Below are 14,931 nucleotides of genomic sequence, written 5' to 3'. Positions count from 1 at the left end.
CAATCAATTGCCCGCGATGAGGAGGGGTCGGGAACGGTTCGCTAGTAGGCGGCTTCGGTAAACACCGGTTCGATCGAACCGCCCCAATCGCCATTGAAACGATCGATCAGATCGTCGGCGCGGGTCCGGCCGGTCTTCACGATCTCGTCCAGATCGTCGAGGAAAAGCGACTCGTTTTCACCATGACCGTTCAGACGCTTGCGGGCATTCAGGCCCTTGCGGCTGATTGCCAGAACCTCGCGGGCCACATCCTGCAGCGTGCCCGAGCGGAAGGGCGTTTTCAGCCCCGTGCGCGCCGCGCCGAGCCGCAATGCAGTCCGTTCCTCGGCCGTCCAGTCCTTCACCAGATCCCAGGCCGCATCCAGCGCCGTTGAGTCGTACAGCAGACCGACCCAGAAGGCCGGCAGCGCGCACAGCGTGTTCCACGGCCCGCTATCGGCACCACGCATTTCCAGGAAGGTCTTCAGACGCACTTCCGGGAAAAGTGTGGAGAGATGGTCTTCCCAGTCGCTCAGCACCGGGCGCTCCCCCGGCAGGACAGGCAGCTTGCCGTCGAGGAAGTCGCGGAAACTCTGGCCGGTGGCATCCAGATAGACATTGTTGCGCTTGACGAAATACATCGGCACGTCGAGCGCCCAGTCGCGGTACTGCTCGAAGCCGAAGCCCTCGTCGAAGACGAAGGGCAGCATGCCGGTGCGATTATTGTCGGTGTCCGTCCAGACATGGGCCCGGTAGGACAGGAAACCGTTCAGCCCGCCATCCTTGAACGGGGAATTGGCGAACAGGGCCGTCGCCAGCGGCTGCAGCGCCAGTGAGACCCGGAATTTCTTCGCCATGTCGGCTTCGGACGCGAAATCCAGATTGGTCTGCACCGTGCACGAGCGGAACATCATCTGATGCCCCATCGTGCCCACCTTGGGCATGTAGGCCTTCATCAGCTTGTAGCGCGCCTTGGGCATCATCGGCGTCTCTTCCAGGGACCATTTGGGCGAGAAGCCCAGCCCCAGGAAGCCCGCACCGATGCGGTCGGCGACCTCGCGCACTTCGCGCAGATGGCCGTTCACTTCCGCACAGGTTTCGTGAATGGTTTCCAGTGGTGCACCGGAGAGTTCGAACTGACCACCCGGCTCCAGCGTGATCGAGGCGCCCTTGCGCTTGAGGGCCACGACATGCCCGTCTTCCTCGATCGGCGTCCAGCCGAAGGCGACCAGGCCTTCCAGCATCTTTCTCACGCTCGGACCGCCGCCATTCTCGTAAGGCAGGGGCGTGTGATCCTCGAGCGCGAACCCGAATTTCTCGTGTTCGGTGCCGATACGGAAATCGGCTTCCGGCTTGCAGCCGGCCGCGAAATAGGCCGTCAGCTGGTCCAGACTTTCGACGGGTGCGCCTTCGCCGCCCGGATTATAGGTGCCGCTCATGCCAGGCGCCCCCGCTCTGTCGTCAATATCCGCAACAGATATGTGGGCGTTCCGGTGAGAACAAGGGCCGGTATCTGCGGATTGCCGCGATGCGTTGGCGGATACAGCCTCAACGCCAGTCGCCGTGAACGGATTGCCAGAGCACCAGTGCTGCCATGGCAGCGGTTTCCGCGCGCAGGATGCGCGGCCCCAGCGTCACCGGGGTGACGAAATCGTGATCCCGCAACCGGGTGCGCTCGGCTTCGGAAAAACCGCCCTCGGGTCCGATCAGGATTGCAGCCGGTCCTGCTTCCAGCCCGGCCAGCACGGCGGCCATCGGCTGGCCGCGCCCGCGCGCGCCACCCCAGGGTTCGCCCGCCTCGTCACCGGCCTCGTCGCAATAGATCAGCCGCCGCGCCGGATCCCAGCCATCGAGCACCCGGTCCAGCCGTTCCAGCTCGTCAATTTCCGGCAGGTCGAGGCGCTCGGTCTGCTCGGCCGCTTCCTTGGTGATCGTGCGGAAACGATCAATGCGGACGCGCTCGCTCTGCGTGCGCGCCGTTGAAACCGGACACAGCCGCGCCACGCCCAGCTCGGTTGCCTTTTCCACCATCAGATCGGTCTTCTGGCGTTTGACCGGCGCGAAGAGCAGCCAGAGATCGGGCACGCCGGCCTGAATACGCGTCTGTTCGAGCGGTTCGAGAATCGCAGCCTTGCGGCCGGTCTCCACGATCTGCGCCCGCCACTCGCCGTCGCGGCCGTTGAACAGGCGCACCGTATCGCCCGCCGCGCGACGCATCACATTGACGAGATAGTGAGTATCTTCCTTCGGCAGGGCGACCGCCTGTCCGGCGGCAAGATCCTGGCCGATGAAGAGTCTGGGATCGGTCGACATGTCTTCGCTTTGGCGGGGCTGCGCCGGTGCGTCAAGTGCCGCTTGAACTGCCCGGCCGGTTTTGCCACACAGCGAATATGGTTTTGAACTTCGACCGGCGAGTCGCCGACAGCCTTCCAAAGACCTGGGTGGATCGCGCACCGTCGGCCGTGCGGCCCTATCTGCGTCTGGCGCGCTATGATCGTCCGATCGGGTTCTGGCTGCTCGGCCTGCCGTGCTGGATGGGCCTGATGCTGGCCCGCACGGGCGAAGGCCTCGGCTGGACCGATCTCTGGTATGCGGTGATCTTTGCCGTCGGCGCCATCGCCATGCGCGGCGCGGGCTGTACCTATAACGACATTGTCGACCGCGACCTGGATGCGCGTGTTGCCCGCACCGCCAACCGCCCGCTGGCCGCCGGAACCGTCTCGCTGCGCCAGGCCTGGTTTTTCCTGACCGGCCAGGCGCTGGTGGGATTGCTGGTCCTGATCCAGCTGCCGCTCCTGGCGATCGGGGTCGGTCTGGCGGCGCTGGTCCTGGTGGCCGCCTATCCTTTCATGAAGCGGATCACCTGGTGGCCGCAGGCCTGGCTGGGCCTGACCTTCAACTGGGGCATTCCGGTTGCCTTCACTGCAGCAGCCGGCGCCATCGAGCCCGCCATGATCGCGCTCTATGCCGCGGCGATCTTCTGGACGCTCGGCTATGACACGATCTACGCCCACCAGGATGTCGAGGACGACGCCTTGGTCGGTGTGAAATCCACCGCCCGCCTGTTCGGCGAGAGCACGCCCTACTGGGTGGCCGGCTTCTACGGCGCCAATGCCCTTCTGGTCGCCCTGGCGATCTGGCTGAGCGGCGCCTCGCCCTGGGTGGTCCTGCCGTTCACCGCCTATACGGCGCACCTGTTCAACCAGGTCCGCAAGCTGGACGTCGAAGATGGCGCGCGCTGTCTCGCCCTGTTCAAGGCCAACCGCACCAGCGGCCTGCTGCTGGTCGCGACACTGGCGCTGGGCGCACTGATCTGAGCCGCGGCCAAGATTAATTCTTCTCCATGACGGTTTGACCGGAACGCCCCCGCAGCGTCTGATATGCGTTCGGACCAATTGCACCGGGTGGGGACATCATGGACATCCAACGAGGCCTGGCTGCCGGCATCGGCGCCCTCGTTCTCGCAGCCTGCCAGCCTGCGGACACGCCGCCGGAAACAGGCGATACATCGGCCGCCGCCGAAACCGGCTCCAGCACGACGAACAGCGTCTCGACCGATTTCACGGTCGATGTCAGCTATCACCAGCTCGATAACGGGCTGCGTGTCGTGCTGTCGCAGGACCACACCGTTCCGACCGCGACGGTGGGCGTCTATTACGGCGTCGGCTTCCGCAACGAGCCGCGCGGCCGCACCGGCTTTGCCCACCTGTTCGAGCATCTGATGTTCCAGGGCTCGCGCAATCTGCCGCACGGCGCATTCGACAATCTGATCTACGGATCCGGCGGCGTGAATAACGGCTCCACGCGCTACGACTTCACCAACTACTACGAAGTCGTGCCGTCCAATGCCCTGCAGGCTGTGCTGTGGGCCGAGGCCGACCGGATGGCCTTTCCCGATCTCGACGAGAACCAGCTGAACAATCAGCGCGAGGTCGTTCGCAACGAGGTCTTCGTCAATGTGATCAACCAGCCCTATGGCGGCTGGATCTGGATCGACCTGCCGATGGCGGCGAACGAGAACTGGCACAACGCGCATAATTTCTATGGCGACCTGTCGGATCTCGATGCCGCCAGCCTGGAGGACGCCCAGACCTTCTTCGACCAGTTCTACGCCCCCAGCAATGCGGTGCTCGTCGTGGCCGGCGATTTCGATCGCGAAGAGACCCTGGGCTGGATCGAGGAGATGTTCGGCCACATTCCGGCCGGCGATCCCCTGCCCGAAATCGACACGTCGGAACCGCGCCAGGACGAAGAGAAGTTTGCCTTCATCGAGGACGATCTGGCGAACCAGCCGGCGCTCGCCGTGGGCTATCACATGCCCCCGCGCGGTACGCCGGAATACTATGCCATGGCCGTGATCGACCAATTGCTGGTCCAGGGCGATGACAGCCGTCTGACCCAGGCCATCGTCAATGAGGAAGGCTATGCGTCCGGCGTGTTCGGCGGCATCAACCTCTTGGGCAATGCCTTCAACTATAACGGCCCCATGCTGTGGACGGTCGGCCTGATCCACGACAGCGAGTTCACCGTGTCCGACGTGATGACGACGCTGGACGCCACGATCGAGGAGATACGCACCGAACCGGTCTCGGAGGCCGATGTGGAACGCGCCCGCACCAAGCTGCTGGCCGACTTCTATGGCACCGTCGACACCTCGACCCGCTTCGGCCTGGTCGACCTGCTCGCCTCCTTCGCGCTGTTCGACGACGATCCGAGCCGGATCAACCGCATCACCGAAGGCTTCCAGCAGGTCACGCCGGAACTGATCCGCCAGACGGCCCAGGAATATCTGCGCCCGGGCAACCGCACCGTTCTGGAAGTGCGCCTCGCCGACGCGGACGGCACCACGCCGGAGGGTGAAGAATGATCGGGATCGCAAAGGGAATGAGCCCCATGGCCAAGACATCTCTCCGCGCGGCCCTGGCCGCGGCCAGCCTCGCCCTCCTGCCGGCAGCGACGGTGCAGGCACAAATTCACGAACAGCCGCCGATCGGCGAACCGGTTGCCTTCGAACTGCCGGAGACCCGGCATTTCACGCTGGATAACGGGCTGGAGGTCACCTTCATCCCCTTCGGCCTAGCACCGACCGTGGATATCTCGGTGCAGGTCCGGGCCGGCAATATCGATGACGGTGCCCAGACCTGGCTCGCCGATCTGACGGGCGCCATGATGGAAGAAGGTGCCGGCGGCCGTTCCAAGGAAGCGCTCGCCGAGACGATTGCCTCCATGGGCGGCAATATCAATGTCGAGGTCGGCGTACACACGACCGGCATCTCCACCGGCGTGCTGTCGCAATACGGACCGGACGCCGTGGCACTCCTGGCCGATGTGGTACGCCATCCCAATCTCGATGCGGACGAGTTCGAGCGCGTACGCGCCAATCTCGTGCGCGATGTCGATGTGTCGCGCGCCCAGCCCGGCTCGATCGCCGACGAGGCCTACCGTGACCTGCTGTTCGGCAGCGATCACCCTTATGGCCATATCCTGCCGACGGAAGAACAGCTGCGCGGCTACACGATCGAAGACGTCAATGCCTTCTATGCCGACCATTTCGGCGCAGGGCGGACGCGGATCTATATCGCGGGCCGGTTCGACGAGGCCGCCATGGAAGCCGCCGTGCGCGAGGCCTTCGGTGACTGGGAAACCGGCGAGCCGGACAGCGTTGAAGGCGCGACCGCGTCAGCCGGCCCCGTCGTCCAGCTGATCGACCGCCCCGGTGCACCGCAGACCACGATCCGCCTGGGCTTTCCCGGTGTTGCGATCGGCGATCCGGACGCCCCCGCCATGGAAGTCATGAATGCGCTTCTGGGCGGTTCGTTCACATCGCGCCTCACCCGCAATCTGCGCGAGGACAAGGGCTATACCTACTCGCCCGGCTCCGGTGAGACCTGGATGCTGGACGGCGGCCTGTGGACCTTCAATGCCGATGTGACCGCCGGCGACACGGCAGCCGCCCTGCGCGAGACCTTCTACGAAATCGAGCGTCTGCAGACCGAGACGCCGCCGCATGAGGAAGCCCAGGGCATCCGCAACTGGCTGGCCGGGATCTTCATCCTGCAGAACGCCTCGACCGGCGGGCTGATCAACCAGCTCGCCCAGCGCGATTTCTGGGGACTGCCGGACGATTATCTGGAAGCCTATGTGCCCAACATCCTCGCGGTGTCCGACGAAGAGATCTCGGAAACGGCGCGCACCTATCTGCCGCTGGACCGGATGACGCTGGTGCTGGTGGGCGATCTGGAAACGATCCAGGCCGATGTGCTGGCCCTGCCCGAACTGGAAGGGGCACGGATCATCACACCGGACAGCGAATAACCGGACTACGGATTTGCCATGGCTGGCGGTCGGGCCTTTCGGGTCCGGCCGCTTTTTTTACAGCTCTGTCGCAAACATGATGCGGTGTCCGTCCGGTGTGCGCACCGCCATTTCGCGCATGCCCCAGGGGCGGTCCTCGGGCGGATGGATGATGTCCACACCCGGTCCGGCGATCTCGGCGTGATAGGCGTCGACATCGTCCAGCTCGACATAGGCAAAGTATTGGTGATCGCCCAGATCCCGGGGCGGGATCGCATCCGGACATTCACCGATGCGCAGATAACAGCCGTCGCGCCGCAGGAAGGCCCAGCCTTCCACATCCAGCCACGCCTGGAACCCCATGCATTGTGTCCACCAGTGGGCGGTCGGTGCCAGATCCGGCACAGCGAGCACATAGGTGCAGCCCGTCATTTTCGCAGTCATTCTTGCCCCCCGGCCTGTCATCGCTCTATCGACGCGGCAGCCAGTGTGACAGGGAAAACCGTGGCCGACACCCCCGCTATCCGCGCCCCGCATCGCTTCGTTCGCGAACACACCGCCCTGATGCCACCGCCACTAGTCCCGGAAGTGCCGCTGCATCTTGCCGTGGAAACCGTGGCGCTGTGGCAGGAGACCGAGGAGGCTCTCGGCGAAATGGGCCTGCCGCCCCCCTTCTGGGCCTTCGCCTGGGCCGGCGGCCAGGCGCTGGCACGATACTGTCTGGATCAGCCGGACATTGTCCGCGGCGCGCATGTCCTCGACTTTGCCGCCGGCAGCGGCCTGACCGGCATCGCGGCCCTCAAGGCCGGAGCCCGCGCGGTCGAAGCCAGCGAGCTGGACGCATTCGCCATCGCGGCGATCGAGGCCAATGCGGCCGCCAACCACGTCATTGTCACGGCACGGCTGGAAGATGTTGTCGGCCGGGATGACGGCTGGGATGTCGTGCTTGCCGGCGATGTCTTCTACGAGGCCGAGCTCGCAATCCACATCGGTGACTGGCTGGCCGCCCTGCACCGGCGCGGCGCGACCGTGCTGATCGGCGATCCCGGCCGCGCCTTCCTGCCCAGGGGCGCGCTGGAGGAAGTCGCCCGCTACACCGTCCCCGTCCAGCGCGAACTGGAAGACCGCGAAGACCGCTTTGCAAAGGTCTGGCGCTTCGCCTGACCGCAGGCACCACCCCCCGGCTTCACACCGAAAGGGCTCACCCCGCTTGCGGGGGAGCTGTCCGCGTAGCGGACTGAGGGGGAGCGCGCGAAGCAGCGCTTGAAACTTCAGCGCACACGCTGCGCAGACGACGTCCGGGCGCTGGCGACTTCCGCGATCCTGTTCAATGTCTCGTCGATATCGTCATACAGGTCGGTGTTCCAGAATCGGAGCACGAGCCAGCCGTCGCGTTCCATGAATGCCGTCCGTCTTCGATCATGGGCAGTTTCCTGGTCGGTTGAATGAGAGTTGCCATCAAGCTCGACGACGAGCCGGCACTGAAGACATGCAAAATCGGCGATATAGGGCCCGATGGGGTGCTGCCTCCTGAATTTGAGACCGCAGAGCTGGCGGGCACGCAGGCGCTGCCAAAGCCAGAGCTCCGCTTTGGTCATTGACCGCCTCATGGAGCGCGCCCGAGCGCGTGATGTTGTCGTGTCCTCTCGCAATTTTTTGACTCACCCCCTTCGACCTTCTCCGGCCGCGGGCCGGAGTCGGCCACTTCCCCCGTAAAAACGGGGGAAGTCTGAATGTTATTCGTGTAGTTTCATATTATGCTATTTGAAATTGTATTTCAACTCATCTCCCCCCGAGTTCAGAATCGGCGCAGTTTTCGGGTCATGGCTCGCGCGCGTGCCGTCGACCGGCGGCTTTTCCTCCTGCTTGAAATCGCGGCCCGGCGGATGAACCGGGATGCGGATGCGCGCCTGAAGAAAACCGCCGGCGTCACAACAGCCCAGACCGCCGTCCTGTTCCTGCTGGCCCGCAAGGGTGAGCGGCGTATGGGCGATATCGGCGAGACACTGTCACTGAACCCGCCGGCGGTGACCGGGCTGGTCAACCGCATGGAGGCCCTGGGCCTCGTCGTGAAGACGGCCTCGCGGACGGACAAGCGCTCGGCCGTCGTATCCCTGACCGAGAAGGGCCGCGCCGTCGGCGACGCCGCCGACCATGTGCTGCGCGACCTCAATCTGGAGCTGGAGGCCTGGCTGGGAACGGACGATGCCGACCGGCTGCACGACATACTCACCCGTCTGGTGACCCGCGACGGCTGATGCTTCTTGACGTTTACGTAAACTGGAACGGACCTTCCATAACCGTACCGGATGCTCTAACCTGCCCGCCAACAACATCTGAAAAACGATCCATGGGAGGCTCGTGTGAGCGAACAGGTTCTGGTCGATACCGCGGAGCGTATCCGCACGATTTCCTTCAACCGCGCCGACAAGAAGAACGCGCTGACACGCGCCATGTATTCCGCCGCTGCCGAAGCCATCGAGGATGGCGACCGGGATCCGGCTGTGCGGGTCATCATCCTGACCGGCGAAGGCGGCATCTTCACCGCCGGCAATGACATCGTCGACTTCATGGAACAGCCGCCGGCGATGGACGGGAAAGAGATCTCCCCGGTCCAGCATTTCATGCAGGCGCTGCTGAATGCGAAAAAGCCGGTGATCGCGGCCGTCGACGGGCTCGCCATCGGCATCGGCGTCACCCTGCTGATGCATTGCGACCTCGTCTATTGTTCGGACCGGTCCAGCTTCAAGACGCCCTTCGTCGATCTGGCCCTGGCGCCGGAATACGGCTCCAGCCAGACCATGCCGCGCGCCTTCGGGCATGTCGTGGCAGCCGAACTCCTGCTGCTGGGTGCGACCTGGAATGCGGAACGGGCTGTCCAGACGGGCCTCGTCGGCGCCGTCACCACACCGGATGCGCTGATGGAAACCGTGCGCAACACGGCCCGCATTCTTGCCGCCAAGGCACCGGACGCGCTGGCCAAGGCCAAGACCCTGATGCGGCGCGCGCCGGAGCCGCTGCCCGACCGGATCGCGCTGGAAGGCCGGCAGTTCGCCGAACAATTGCGCTCGCCGGAATTTGCCGAAGCCGCCGCCGCCTTCATGGAACGGCGTCCGCCGGACTTCGACAAGCTGGGCTGAGGCACCCCGGACTCGCACAAGGCGCCCGGCGCGGCTTTTTGAGTGGTCGCATTTTCGAACCGCAAAACCGGTGCCCACTTTTGCTGAAAATGCTCTAGATTTCTACCGGGATCACGGGGGACGTCATGGCCAAACGTATTCTTCTCGGTGCAGCAGCCATTGTCGTTGCAGGCGGGCTTCTCGCCCTCAATCTCTCGCCGCTCGGGCGCAGCTACCTGCCGTCGGGGACCGGGCTTGTCGCCAAGCAGACCTGTTCGCTGACCTTCGTGTCCGGCCTCGACACCGATCTGGCCAAGTCGATCTATATCGACCCGCTGCTCGGCGGGGCCGGCAGCCTGATCCACTACGATATCGACACCGAGGCCCGCGAGGTCCGCTCCGGCGTGTTCGGCCTGTTCTGGCGCCAGCATGCCGTCTATCGCGAGGGTCTGGGCTGCACGCTGGTCCATGGCCGGGGCGATTTCGATCCGGACCTGGAAGTTCCCCTCGCTGCCCCCTTCGAACCGCTGGAACTCGACACGGAGCATCGCGACACGCACTTCAACGTCACCGCTCTGCAAGCCTCGGTCGACGGTGCCTTCGGCGATCCGGACACCGATCTGCGCAACACGCTGGGCGTCGCCGTCCTGCACCAGGGCCGTCTGGTCGCGGAACGCTATGCGCCCGGCGCCAGCCGCGAGACGCGCTTTCACGGCTGGTCGATGACCAAGAGCACGATGGCCACGCTCGCCGGCGTGCTGCAGCGCGACGGACTGATCGATATCGAGGCCGAGGGCGAGGTTCCCGCGCTCGCCGCCATCGATGACAGCCTGACCGACATCACCATCGAGGACCTGCTGCGCATGGCAGGCGGGCTGGCGATTGCCGAGCGCAATGACGGCTGGGACCCCAACTCGCAGATGCTGATGACCCAGTCCGACATGCCGCACTTCGCCGCCACGCGCGAACGGCTCTACGGGCCGGGCGAGCACTGGCAGTATATGAGCGGCAATACGATCCTCGCGACGCACGCCATGCAGCAGCAACTCGGCGACACCCTGCCCGAGCAGGTCACCGAGCTGCGCGCCCGCCTGTTCGAACCGCTGGGCATCCGCTCCGCCATCCTGGAACCCGACGAAAGCGGGACGTTCCAGGGCTCGTCCTACATGTATGCCACGGCGCATGACTGGGCCCGGCTGGCCCGGCTCTACGCCGAAGACGGGATCGTTGGCGGACAGCGCCTCCTGCCCGAGGACTGGGTCGATCTGGTCCGCCTGCCGACGGAAGGCTCGGACGGGGCCTATGGCATGGGCTTCTGGCTGCCGGAGGATCATGAGAACCTGCCGGACGGCACCTTCATGATGCGCGGCTTCCAGTCCCAGCTGGCCTATATCATGCCGCAGCAGGACCTGGTCATTGTCCGCTTCGGCGCGACCAACCGGGTTGCCTCCGGCGCCGGCGAACTCGCGGCCGGCGTCGCCGCAGCCCTGCGCGACCGCCCCGCCCCGCACATCGGCACTCCAGGCTGACACATCCGATGACCGCCTTTGCGAACCCGGTGCCCCGGCGCCGGGAAGGATCGGGCTTGTCTTGAATCACGTCACGCTTTATTCGTAACAGTATGGTTACGGATAAAGTCCAGACAGATCATCCCGGCTTTCACGCCATCGCCGACCCGACGCGACGGGCGATTCTCGACCTGCTCCGCCAGGGCGAGATGCAGGCCGGGGCCATTGCCGAAAACTTCCCCGTCAGCCGGCCGGCCATTGCCCGCCATGTCGGTGTGCTCAAACGCGCCGGCCTGGTGCGCGAGCGCCGGGAGTCACGCGCCCGGATCTATGCGCTCGACCCGGCGGGCCTGGCGGCGATCGACCGCTGGATCGCGCCCTACCGGCTTTACTGGTCCGCGCGCCTGACGGGACTCAAACAGATCGCGGAATCGCTACCGGACGAGGAGACCGGCTCATGACTGCACTCGATGTCAGCTACACCCACACCATCGCCGCACCGCCCGATCGCGTCTTCCGGGCGCTGACCGACCCTGCCGACCTGACGGTCTGGTTTGCCGAGGGCGTGGCGATCGATGCGCGCCCCGGCGGCGGCTTCAGCTTCTGGGGACGCCACACCTACGGCACTCCGGCTCACCCCGGGGTCCAGACCCGCCTGCACACTTTCGAGCCGGATCGGGAGATTGCCTTCGACTGGCCGCTGGAAGGCCAGGCCGGCCGCGTCACGCTGAGCCTGGCACCGAAGGATGAGGGCACGGCAATCACGGCACGGCACGTGCTGGCCGACAGTCCCGCGATCGGACGGGCCCGGGAGCTGGTCGACGATCTCTGGCGCATGCATCTGGGCGCCCTGGGCACGCATCTGTCCGGCCAGCCCGTCACGCTTCCCGACTTCGCCGACCCGCATCCGCAGGTCAGACTCTCCATCCATGTCGATGCCCCGCGCGCGGCGGTCTGGCGTACGCTGACAGACCCGGCCCTGCTCGACCAATGGCTGACCAAGGCGGCCGTGATCGATCTTGCGGCCGGCACGCTCGATTTCGGATGGCGCTACGAGGAAAACGGCCGGGAGGTCGTCGTGCCGCCGATGCAATTGCTCGAGATCGCCGAACCGGAGCGCCTGGTGATGGAGTGGCGGGACTGGCGGGGCGATCCGGACGTTCCCCATCAGCGCGTGACCTGGCTGCTCAGCGAGGACGGTGCCGGAACACGGGTCGATCTGGTCCATGACGGCTTCACGCGCACCGTCGACATCTCCGACTATCCCTGGGGCTGGCGCTGGTTCCTGCAGCAGTTCCGCACCGTCGGCGAGGCGGCTGCGGCCAACAGCTAGGCCGCGACCAGCGGCGGCGTTTCGGCCAGCGTGGCGCTGCGCAGGCACTGGGCGACAAGCTCGCTCGCCTGCGCCGCGCTGGCACGCCCCCCGCGCAATGCCCGCAACGCGGAGGTATCATAGATCGCCGCATCGCCCCGGGCGACGGACCAGCGCGCATACTGACGGCGGGCTATCGGCAGGAACTCCTCGCTGCGCAGGTCCGAGATCCGCGGATCCGCGGCAATCGCCAGGAAAAAGCCGCGCAAAGCCTCGCGATCGCCTTCCAGCACTTCCAGGAAGTAGCCGTCGAGCCAGACCAGTCCGCCGGTCATCTCCCGCTCCACGCTTGCCTTCATGTGTGCTGCCAGCATCAGTCCCAGATCGCCATTGAGCGCGCCTTCGCCGAGATCGACACGGGCGCGGGCGACAAGAACCATTCTGTGAAGCATGCGGACAACCTTCCATCCAGCGGGCCGCGGGCTCTAGCAGCCGCGTCTGAAGCAAGACTCAAGACGTGTCGCAAAATTCGAGTCGAACTTGACTCAAATACCCTCCAGCACGGCTCGCCTGCAGGTGCGACGCAGCAGACGCTGGACTTTCGCCCGTGAAGTTGCAGTTTCGGTCATTCGATATCACCGGAGCGAGACCCGCATGGCCTACAAATCCTTGCGCGACTTCATCGACCAGTTGGAAGCCGAGGGCGACCTCGTGCGCATCACCACGCCCGTCTCGACGGATCGCGAAATGACGGAGATCCACCGCCGCACCCTGCACGCCGGCGGTCCGGCCCTGCTGTTCGAGAATGTGGTCAATGAAAAAGGCGAGAAGAGCGAGATGCCCTGCCTCGTCAATCTGTTCGGCACGGTGAAACGCGTCGCCCAAGCAGTCACGCTGGGTGGCGAGGCCCGCACGACCGGTGCGGAACTGCGCGAGGTCGGTGAATTGCTCGCCTTCCTGCGCCAGCCGGAACCGCCGCGCGGCGTCAAGGATGCGCTCGACATGCTGCCCCTGGCCAGGACCGTGATGTCGATGCGGCCGAAGACGGTAAAGAAGGCCCCCTGCCAGGACGTGGTGCTGACCGGGGACCAGATCGATCTTGATCGCCTGCCCATCCAGACCTGCTGGCCCGGCGAGCCCGCGCCGCTCATCACCTGGCCGCTGGTCGTCACCAAGGGCCCGTCCGACGACAAGCAGGACGATTTCAATCTCGGCATCTACCGCATGCAGAAGCTGGGCAAGACGCGCACGCTGATGCGCTGGCTGAAGCATCGCGGCGGCGCCCAGCACTATCAACGCTGGAAGAAGGAACGCCCGGAACCCCTGCCCGCCGCCGTCGTACTCGGCGCCGATCCGGGCACCATTCTCGCCGCCGTTACGCCCGTGCCCGACACGCTGTCGGAATACCAGTTCGCCGGCATATTGCGCGGCCGGAAGGCTGAACTCGTCGACTGCAAGACCGTGCCGCTGAAAGTGCCGGCGGAAGCCGAGATCGTACTGGAAGGCCACGTCCTCCTGGACGAATACGGTCCGGAAGGCCCCTATGGCGACCACACGGGCTATTACAATTCCGTCGAGCAATTCCCGGTCTTCGAGATCTCCGCCATCACCATGCGGAAAGACCCGATCTACCTGACCACCTATACCGGCCGGCCGCCGGACGAACCCGCCGTGCTGGGCGAGGCGCTGAACGAGGTCTTCATCCCGCTGATCCAGCAGCAATTCCCCGAGATCGCCGACTTCTGGCTGCCGCCGGAAGGCTGTTCCTACCGCATCGCCGTGATCTCGATGAAGAAGGCCTATGCCGGTCATGCCAAGCGCGTGATGATGGGCGCCTGGTCCTATCTGCGCCAGTTCATGTACACCAAGTGGATCATCGTCGTGGACGACGATATCGACGCGCGTGACTGGAAGGATGTGATGTGGGCGGTCTCCACCCGCATGGACCCGGCCCGCGATATCGTCACTGTCGAGAATACGCCGATCGACTATCTCGACTTCGCCTCCCCCGTCTCCGGCCTGGGTTCGAAAATCGGCCTGGACGCCACCAACAAGATGGACGGCGAGACCAATCGCGAATGGGGCGAAAAGCTCGACATGGACGACGCGACCAAGGCAAGGGTCGACGCGATGTGGAGCGAGCTGGGGATCGGCTGATCCAAGGCCTGTCCTGAGAGCCGCCTTCCTTCTCCCCGACCGGGGAGAAGGTGCCCGCAGGGCGGATGAGGGGCGCGCGGCAGCGCTGCAAAGAATCTTGAGTAGGCCGCTCCTCGGCCGCCCCTCTCTTTGAATTCCCCTCCGTTTTTCCCGGTCGAATGCCCGGCCCTGAGCCGGGCGGAGTGCCGGGATCTGCGGGAAGCGCATCGCTTGAAATGATCTTCGGTCGGTCCCGGATCTGCGGCCTGCCTGCGCAGGCCTCCGTCCGGGAAAAATAGAGAGAGTTGGAAGAGAAGGTACCAACGCTCCACCAAACACCGTCACCCTGACGAAGGTCAGGGCCCAGTTCACAGGGCTGGGTGGTCGCGAATACGCACTTATCCCCCATGATGGCGCAGTACGATCTGAGGCCCTCCAGCCCAAATCTCCCTTTGCGATCTGGGTCCTGACTTTCGTCAGGATGACGGTGCGTGGGGCCGGGTCGGGAAACTTATCCCCGCCCGTTCAACTGGGCGTATGCTCGTCAGCGGTTTCCGGGATGGGAGGCATGAGCTCAGTCCCT

The 14,931-nt window shown here is 65.0% G+C and carries 15 protein-coding genes; 10 read left to right on the top strand and 5 right to left on the bottom strand.

Annotated features, from left to right (window positions below; all coding sequences use genetic code 11):
* Positions 1-41: 41 nt before the first annotated feature.
* Complete coding sequence (locus JJ918_RS07135; RefSeq protein ID WP_291885130.1) at positions 42-1,418, bottom strand: glutamate--cysteine ligase; 1,377 nt, start codon at positions 1,416-1,418, stop codon at positions 42-44.
* A 109-nt stretch (positions 1,419-1,527) separates the two neighbouring features.
* Complete coding sequence (locus tag JJ918_RS07130; RefSeq protein WP_291885127.1) at positions 1,528-2,292, bottom strand: 16S rRNA (uracil(1498)-N(3))-methyltransferase; 765 nt, start codon at positions 2,290-2,292, stop codon at positions 1,528-1,530.
* 77 nt (positions 2,293-2,369) lie between these two features.
* Here JJ918_RS07130 and ubiA point away from each other — a divergent pair, with 77 nt between their 5' ends.
* From ubiA to JJ918_RS07115, 3 genes are all read left to right on the top strand, one after another.
* The gene (gene ubiA / locus JJ918_RS07125; RefSeq protein WP_367277661.1) at positions 2,370-3,296 is read left to right on the top strand and encodes a 4-hydroxybenzoate octaprenyltransferase; all 927 of its coding nucleotides are present in this window, start codon (positions 2,370-2,372) and stop codon (positions 3,294-3,296) included.
* A 98-nt stretch (positions 3,297-3,394) separates the two neighbouring features.
* Positions 3,395-4,846 (top strand): pitrilysin family protein, encoded by a 1,452-nt coding sequence (locus JJ918_RS07120; protein WP_291885122.1) that lies wholly within the window; start codon positions 3,395-3,397, stop codon positions 4,844-4,846.
* 26 nt (positions 4,847-4,872) lie between these two features.
* On the top strand, positions 4,873-6,294 hold the full coding sequence (locus JJ918_RS07115; protein ID WP_291885119.1) for a pitrilysin family protein: 1,422 nt from the start codon (positions 4,873-4,875) through the stop codon (positions 6,292-6,294).
* Between the two features lie 57 nt (positions 6,295-6,351).
* Here JJ918_RS07115 and JJ918_RS07110 read toward each other — a convergent pair whose 3' ends face one another.
* Positions 6,352-6,717: a VOC family protein gene (locus JJ918_RS07110; protein WP_291885116.1), complete on the bottom strand. Its 366-nt coding sequence runs from the start codon at positions 6,715-6,717 to the stop codon at positions 6,352-6,354.
* A 120-nt stretch (positions 6,718-6,837) separates the two neighbouring features.
* Between JJ918_RS07110 and JJ918_RS07105 the strand changes: the two genes are divergently transcribed.
* Complete coding sequence (locus JJ918_RS07105; RefSeq protein ID WP_367277667.1) at positions 6,838-7,437, top strand: methyltransferase; 600 nt, start codon at positions 6,838-6,840, stop codon at positions 7,435-7,437.
* 107 nt (positions 7,438-7,544) lie between these two features.
* On the opposite strand, the gene JJ918_RS07100 is transcribed toward JJ918_RS07105, so the two are convergent.
* Positions 7,545-7,925: an endonuclease domain-containing protein gene (locus tag JJ918_RS07100; RefSeq protein WP_291885111.1), complete on the bottom strand. Its 381-nt coding sequence runs from the start codon at positions 7,923-7,925 to the stop codon at positions 7,545-7,547.
* Between the two features lie 171 nt (positions 7,926-8,096).
* Between JJ918_RS07100 and JJ918_RS07095 the strand changes: the two genes are divergently transcribed.
* The 5 genes from JJ918_RS07095 to JJ918_RS07075 all read left to right on the top strand — a co-directional run bounded on the left by JJ918_RS07095 (position 8,097) and on the right by JJ918_RS07075 (position 12,233).
* Complete coding sequence (locus tag JJ918_RS07095; RefSeq protein WP_291885109.1) at positions 8,097-8,531, top strand: MarR family transcriptional regulator; 435 nt, start codon at positions 8,097-8,099, stop codon at positions 8,529-8,531.
* A gap of 105 nt (positions 8,532-8,636) precedes the next feature.
* On the top strand, positions 8,637-9,413 hold the full coding sequence (locus JJ918_RS07090) for an enoyl-CoA hydratase-related protein (RefSeq protein ID WP_291885106.1): 777 nt from the start codon (positions 8,637-8,639) through the stop codon (positions 9,411-9,413).
* 125 nt (positions 9,414-9,538) lie between these two features.
* The gene (locus JJ918_RS07085; RefSeq protein WP_291885103.1) at positions 9,539-10,921 is read left to right on the top strand and encodes a serine hydrolase; all 1,383 of its coding nucleotides are present in this window, start codon (positions 9,539-9,541) and stop codon (positions 10,919-10,921) included.
* Between the two features lie 92 nt (positions 10,922-11,013).
* Positions 11,014-11,361, top strand: coding sequence for a helix-turn-helix transcriptional regulator (locus tag JJ918_RS07080; RefSeq protein WP_271187364.1), 348 nt, complete (start codon positions 11,014-11,016; stop codon positions 11,359-11,361).
* Complete coding sequence (locus JJ918_RS07075; protein ID WP_291885099.1) at positions 11,358-12,233, top strand: SRPBCC domain-containing protein; 876 nt, start codon at positions 11,358-11,360, stop codon at positions 12,231-12,233. The genes JJ918_RS07080 and JJ918_RS07075 overlap by 4 nt, the downstream gene beginning before the upstream one ends.
* On the opposite strand, the gene JJ918_RS07070 is transcribed toward JJ918_RS07075, so the two are convergent.
* The gene (locus tag JJ918_RS07070) at positions 12,230-12,664 is read right to left on the bottom strand and encodes a BLUF domain-containing protein (RefSeq protein ID WP_291885096.1); all 435 of its coding nucleotides are present in this window, start codon (positions 12,662-12,664) and stop codon (positions 12,230-12,232) included. The two genes, JJ918_RS07075 and JJ918_RS07070, sit on opposite strands and share 4 nt — an antisense overlap.
* Positions 12,665-12,866: 202 nt before the next feature.
* Here JJ918_RS07070 and JJ918_RS07065 point away from each other — a divergent pair, with 202 nt between their 5' ends.
* Positions 12,867-14,369 (top strand): UbiD family decarboxylase, encoded by a 1,503-nt coding sequence (locus JJ918_RS07065; RefSeq protein ID WP_291885093.1) that lies wholly within the window; start codon positions 12,867-12,869, stop codon positions 14,367-14,369.
* Positions 14,370-14,931: the final 562 nt, after the last annotated feature.

Source organism: Maricaulis sp. (assembly GCF_017642925.1).
In the GTDB taxonomy this organism is placed as follows: Bacteria; Pseudomonadota; Alphaproteobacteria; order Caulobacterales; family Maricaulaceae; genus Maricaulis.
Note: the sequence above shows the minus strand (reverse complement) of the source record. Positions and strands in the feature narration are given on the sequence as shown.

Bases quoted from the DNA above. Each gene is read 5' to 3' on its own strand.
- JJ918_RS07135 (WP_291885130.1), bottom strand. From the start codon at position 1,418: ATGAGCGGCACCTATAATCCGGGCGGCGAAGGCGCACCCGTCGAAAGT.
- JJ918_RS07130 (WP_291885127.1), bottom strand. From the start codon at position 2,292: ATGTCGACCGATCCCAGACTCTTCATCGGCCAGGATCTTGCCGCCGGA.
- ubiA (WP_367277661.1), top strand. From the start codon at position 2,370: ATGGTTTTGAACTTCGACCGGCGAGTCGCCGACAGCCTTCCAAAGACC.
- JJ918_RS07120 (WP_291885122.1), top strand. From the start codon at position 3,395: ATGGACATCCAACGAGGCCTGGCTGCCGGCATCGGCGCCCTCGTTCTC.
- JJ918_RS07115 (WP_291885119.1), top strand. From the start codon at position 4,873: ATGGCCAAGACATCTCTCCGCGCGGCCCTGGCCGCGGCCAGCCTCGCC.
- JJ918_RS07110 (WP_291885116.1), bottom strand. From the start codon at position 6,717: ATGACTGCGAAAATGACGGGCTGCACCTATGTGCTCGCTGTGCCGGAT.
- JJ918_RS07105 (WP_367277667.1), top strand. From the start codon at position 6,838: ATGCCACCGCCACTAGTCCCGGAAGTGCCGCTGCATCTTGCCGTGGAA.
- JJ918_RS07095 (WP_291885109.1), top strand. From the start codon at position 8,097: ATGGCTCGCGCGCGTGCCGTCGACCGGCGGCTTTTCCTCCTGCTTGAA.
- JJ918_RS07085 (WP_291885103.1), top strand. From the start codon at position 9,539: ATGGCCAAACGTATTCTTCTCGGTGCAGCAGCCATTGTCGTTGCAGGC.
- JJ918_RS07080 (WP_271187364.1), top strand. From the start codon at position 11,014: ATGGTTACGGATAAAGTCCAGACAGATCATCCCGGCTTTCACGCCATC.
- JJ918_RS07075 (WP_291885099.1), top strand. From the start codon at position 11,358: ATGACTGCACTCGATGTCAGCTACACCCACACCATCGCCGCACCGCCC.
- JJ918_RS07070 (WP_291885096.1), bottom strand. From the start codon at position 12,664: ATGCTTCACAGAATGGTTCTTGTCGCCCGCGCCCGTGTCGATCTCGGC.
- JJ918_RS07065 (WP_291885093.1), top strand. From the start codon at position 12,867: ATGGCCTACAAATCCTTGCGCGACTTCATCGACCAGTTGGAAGCCGAG.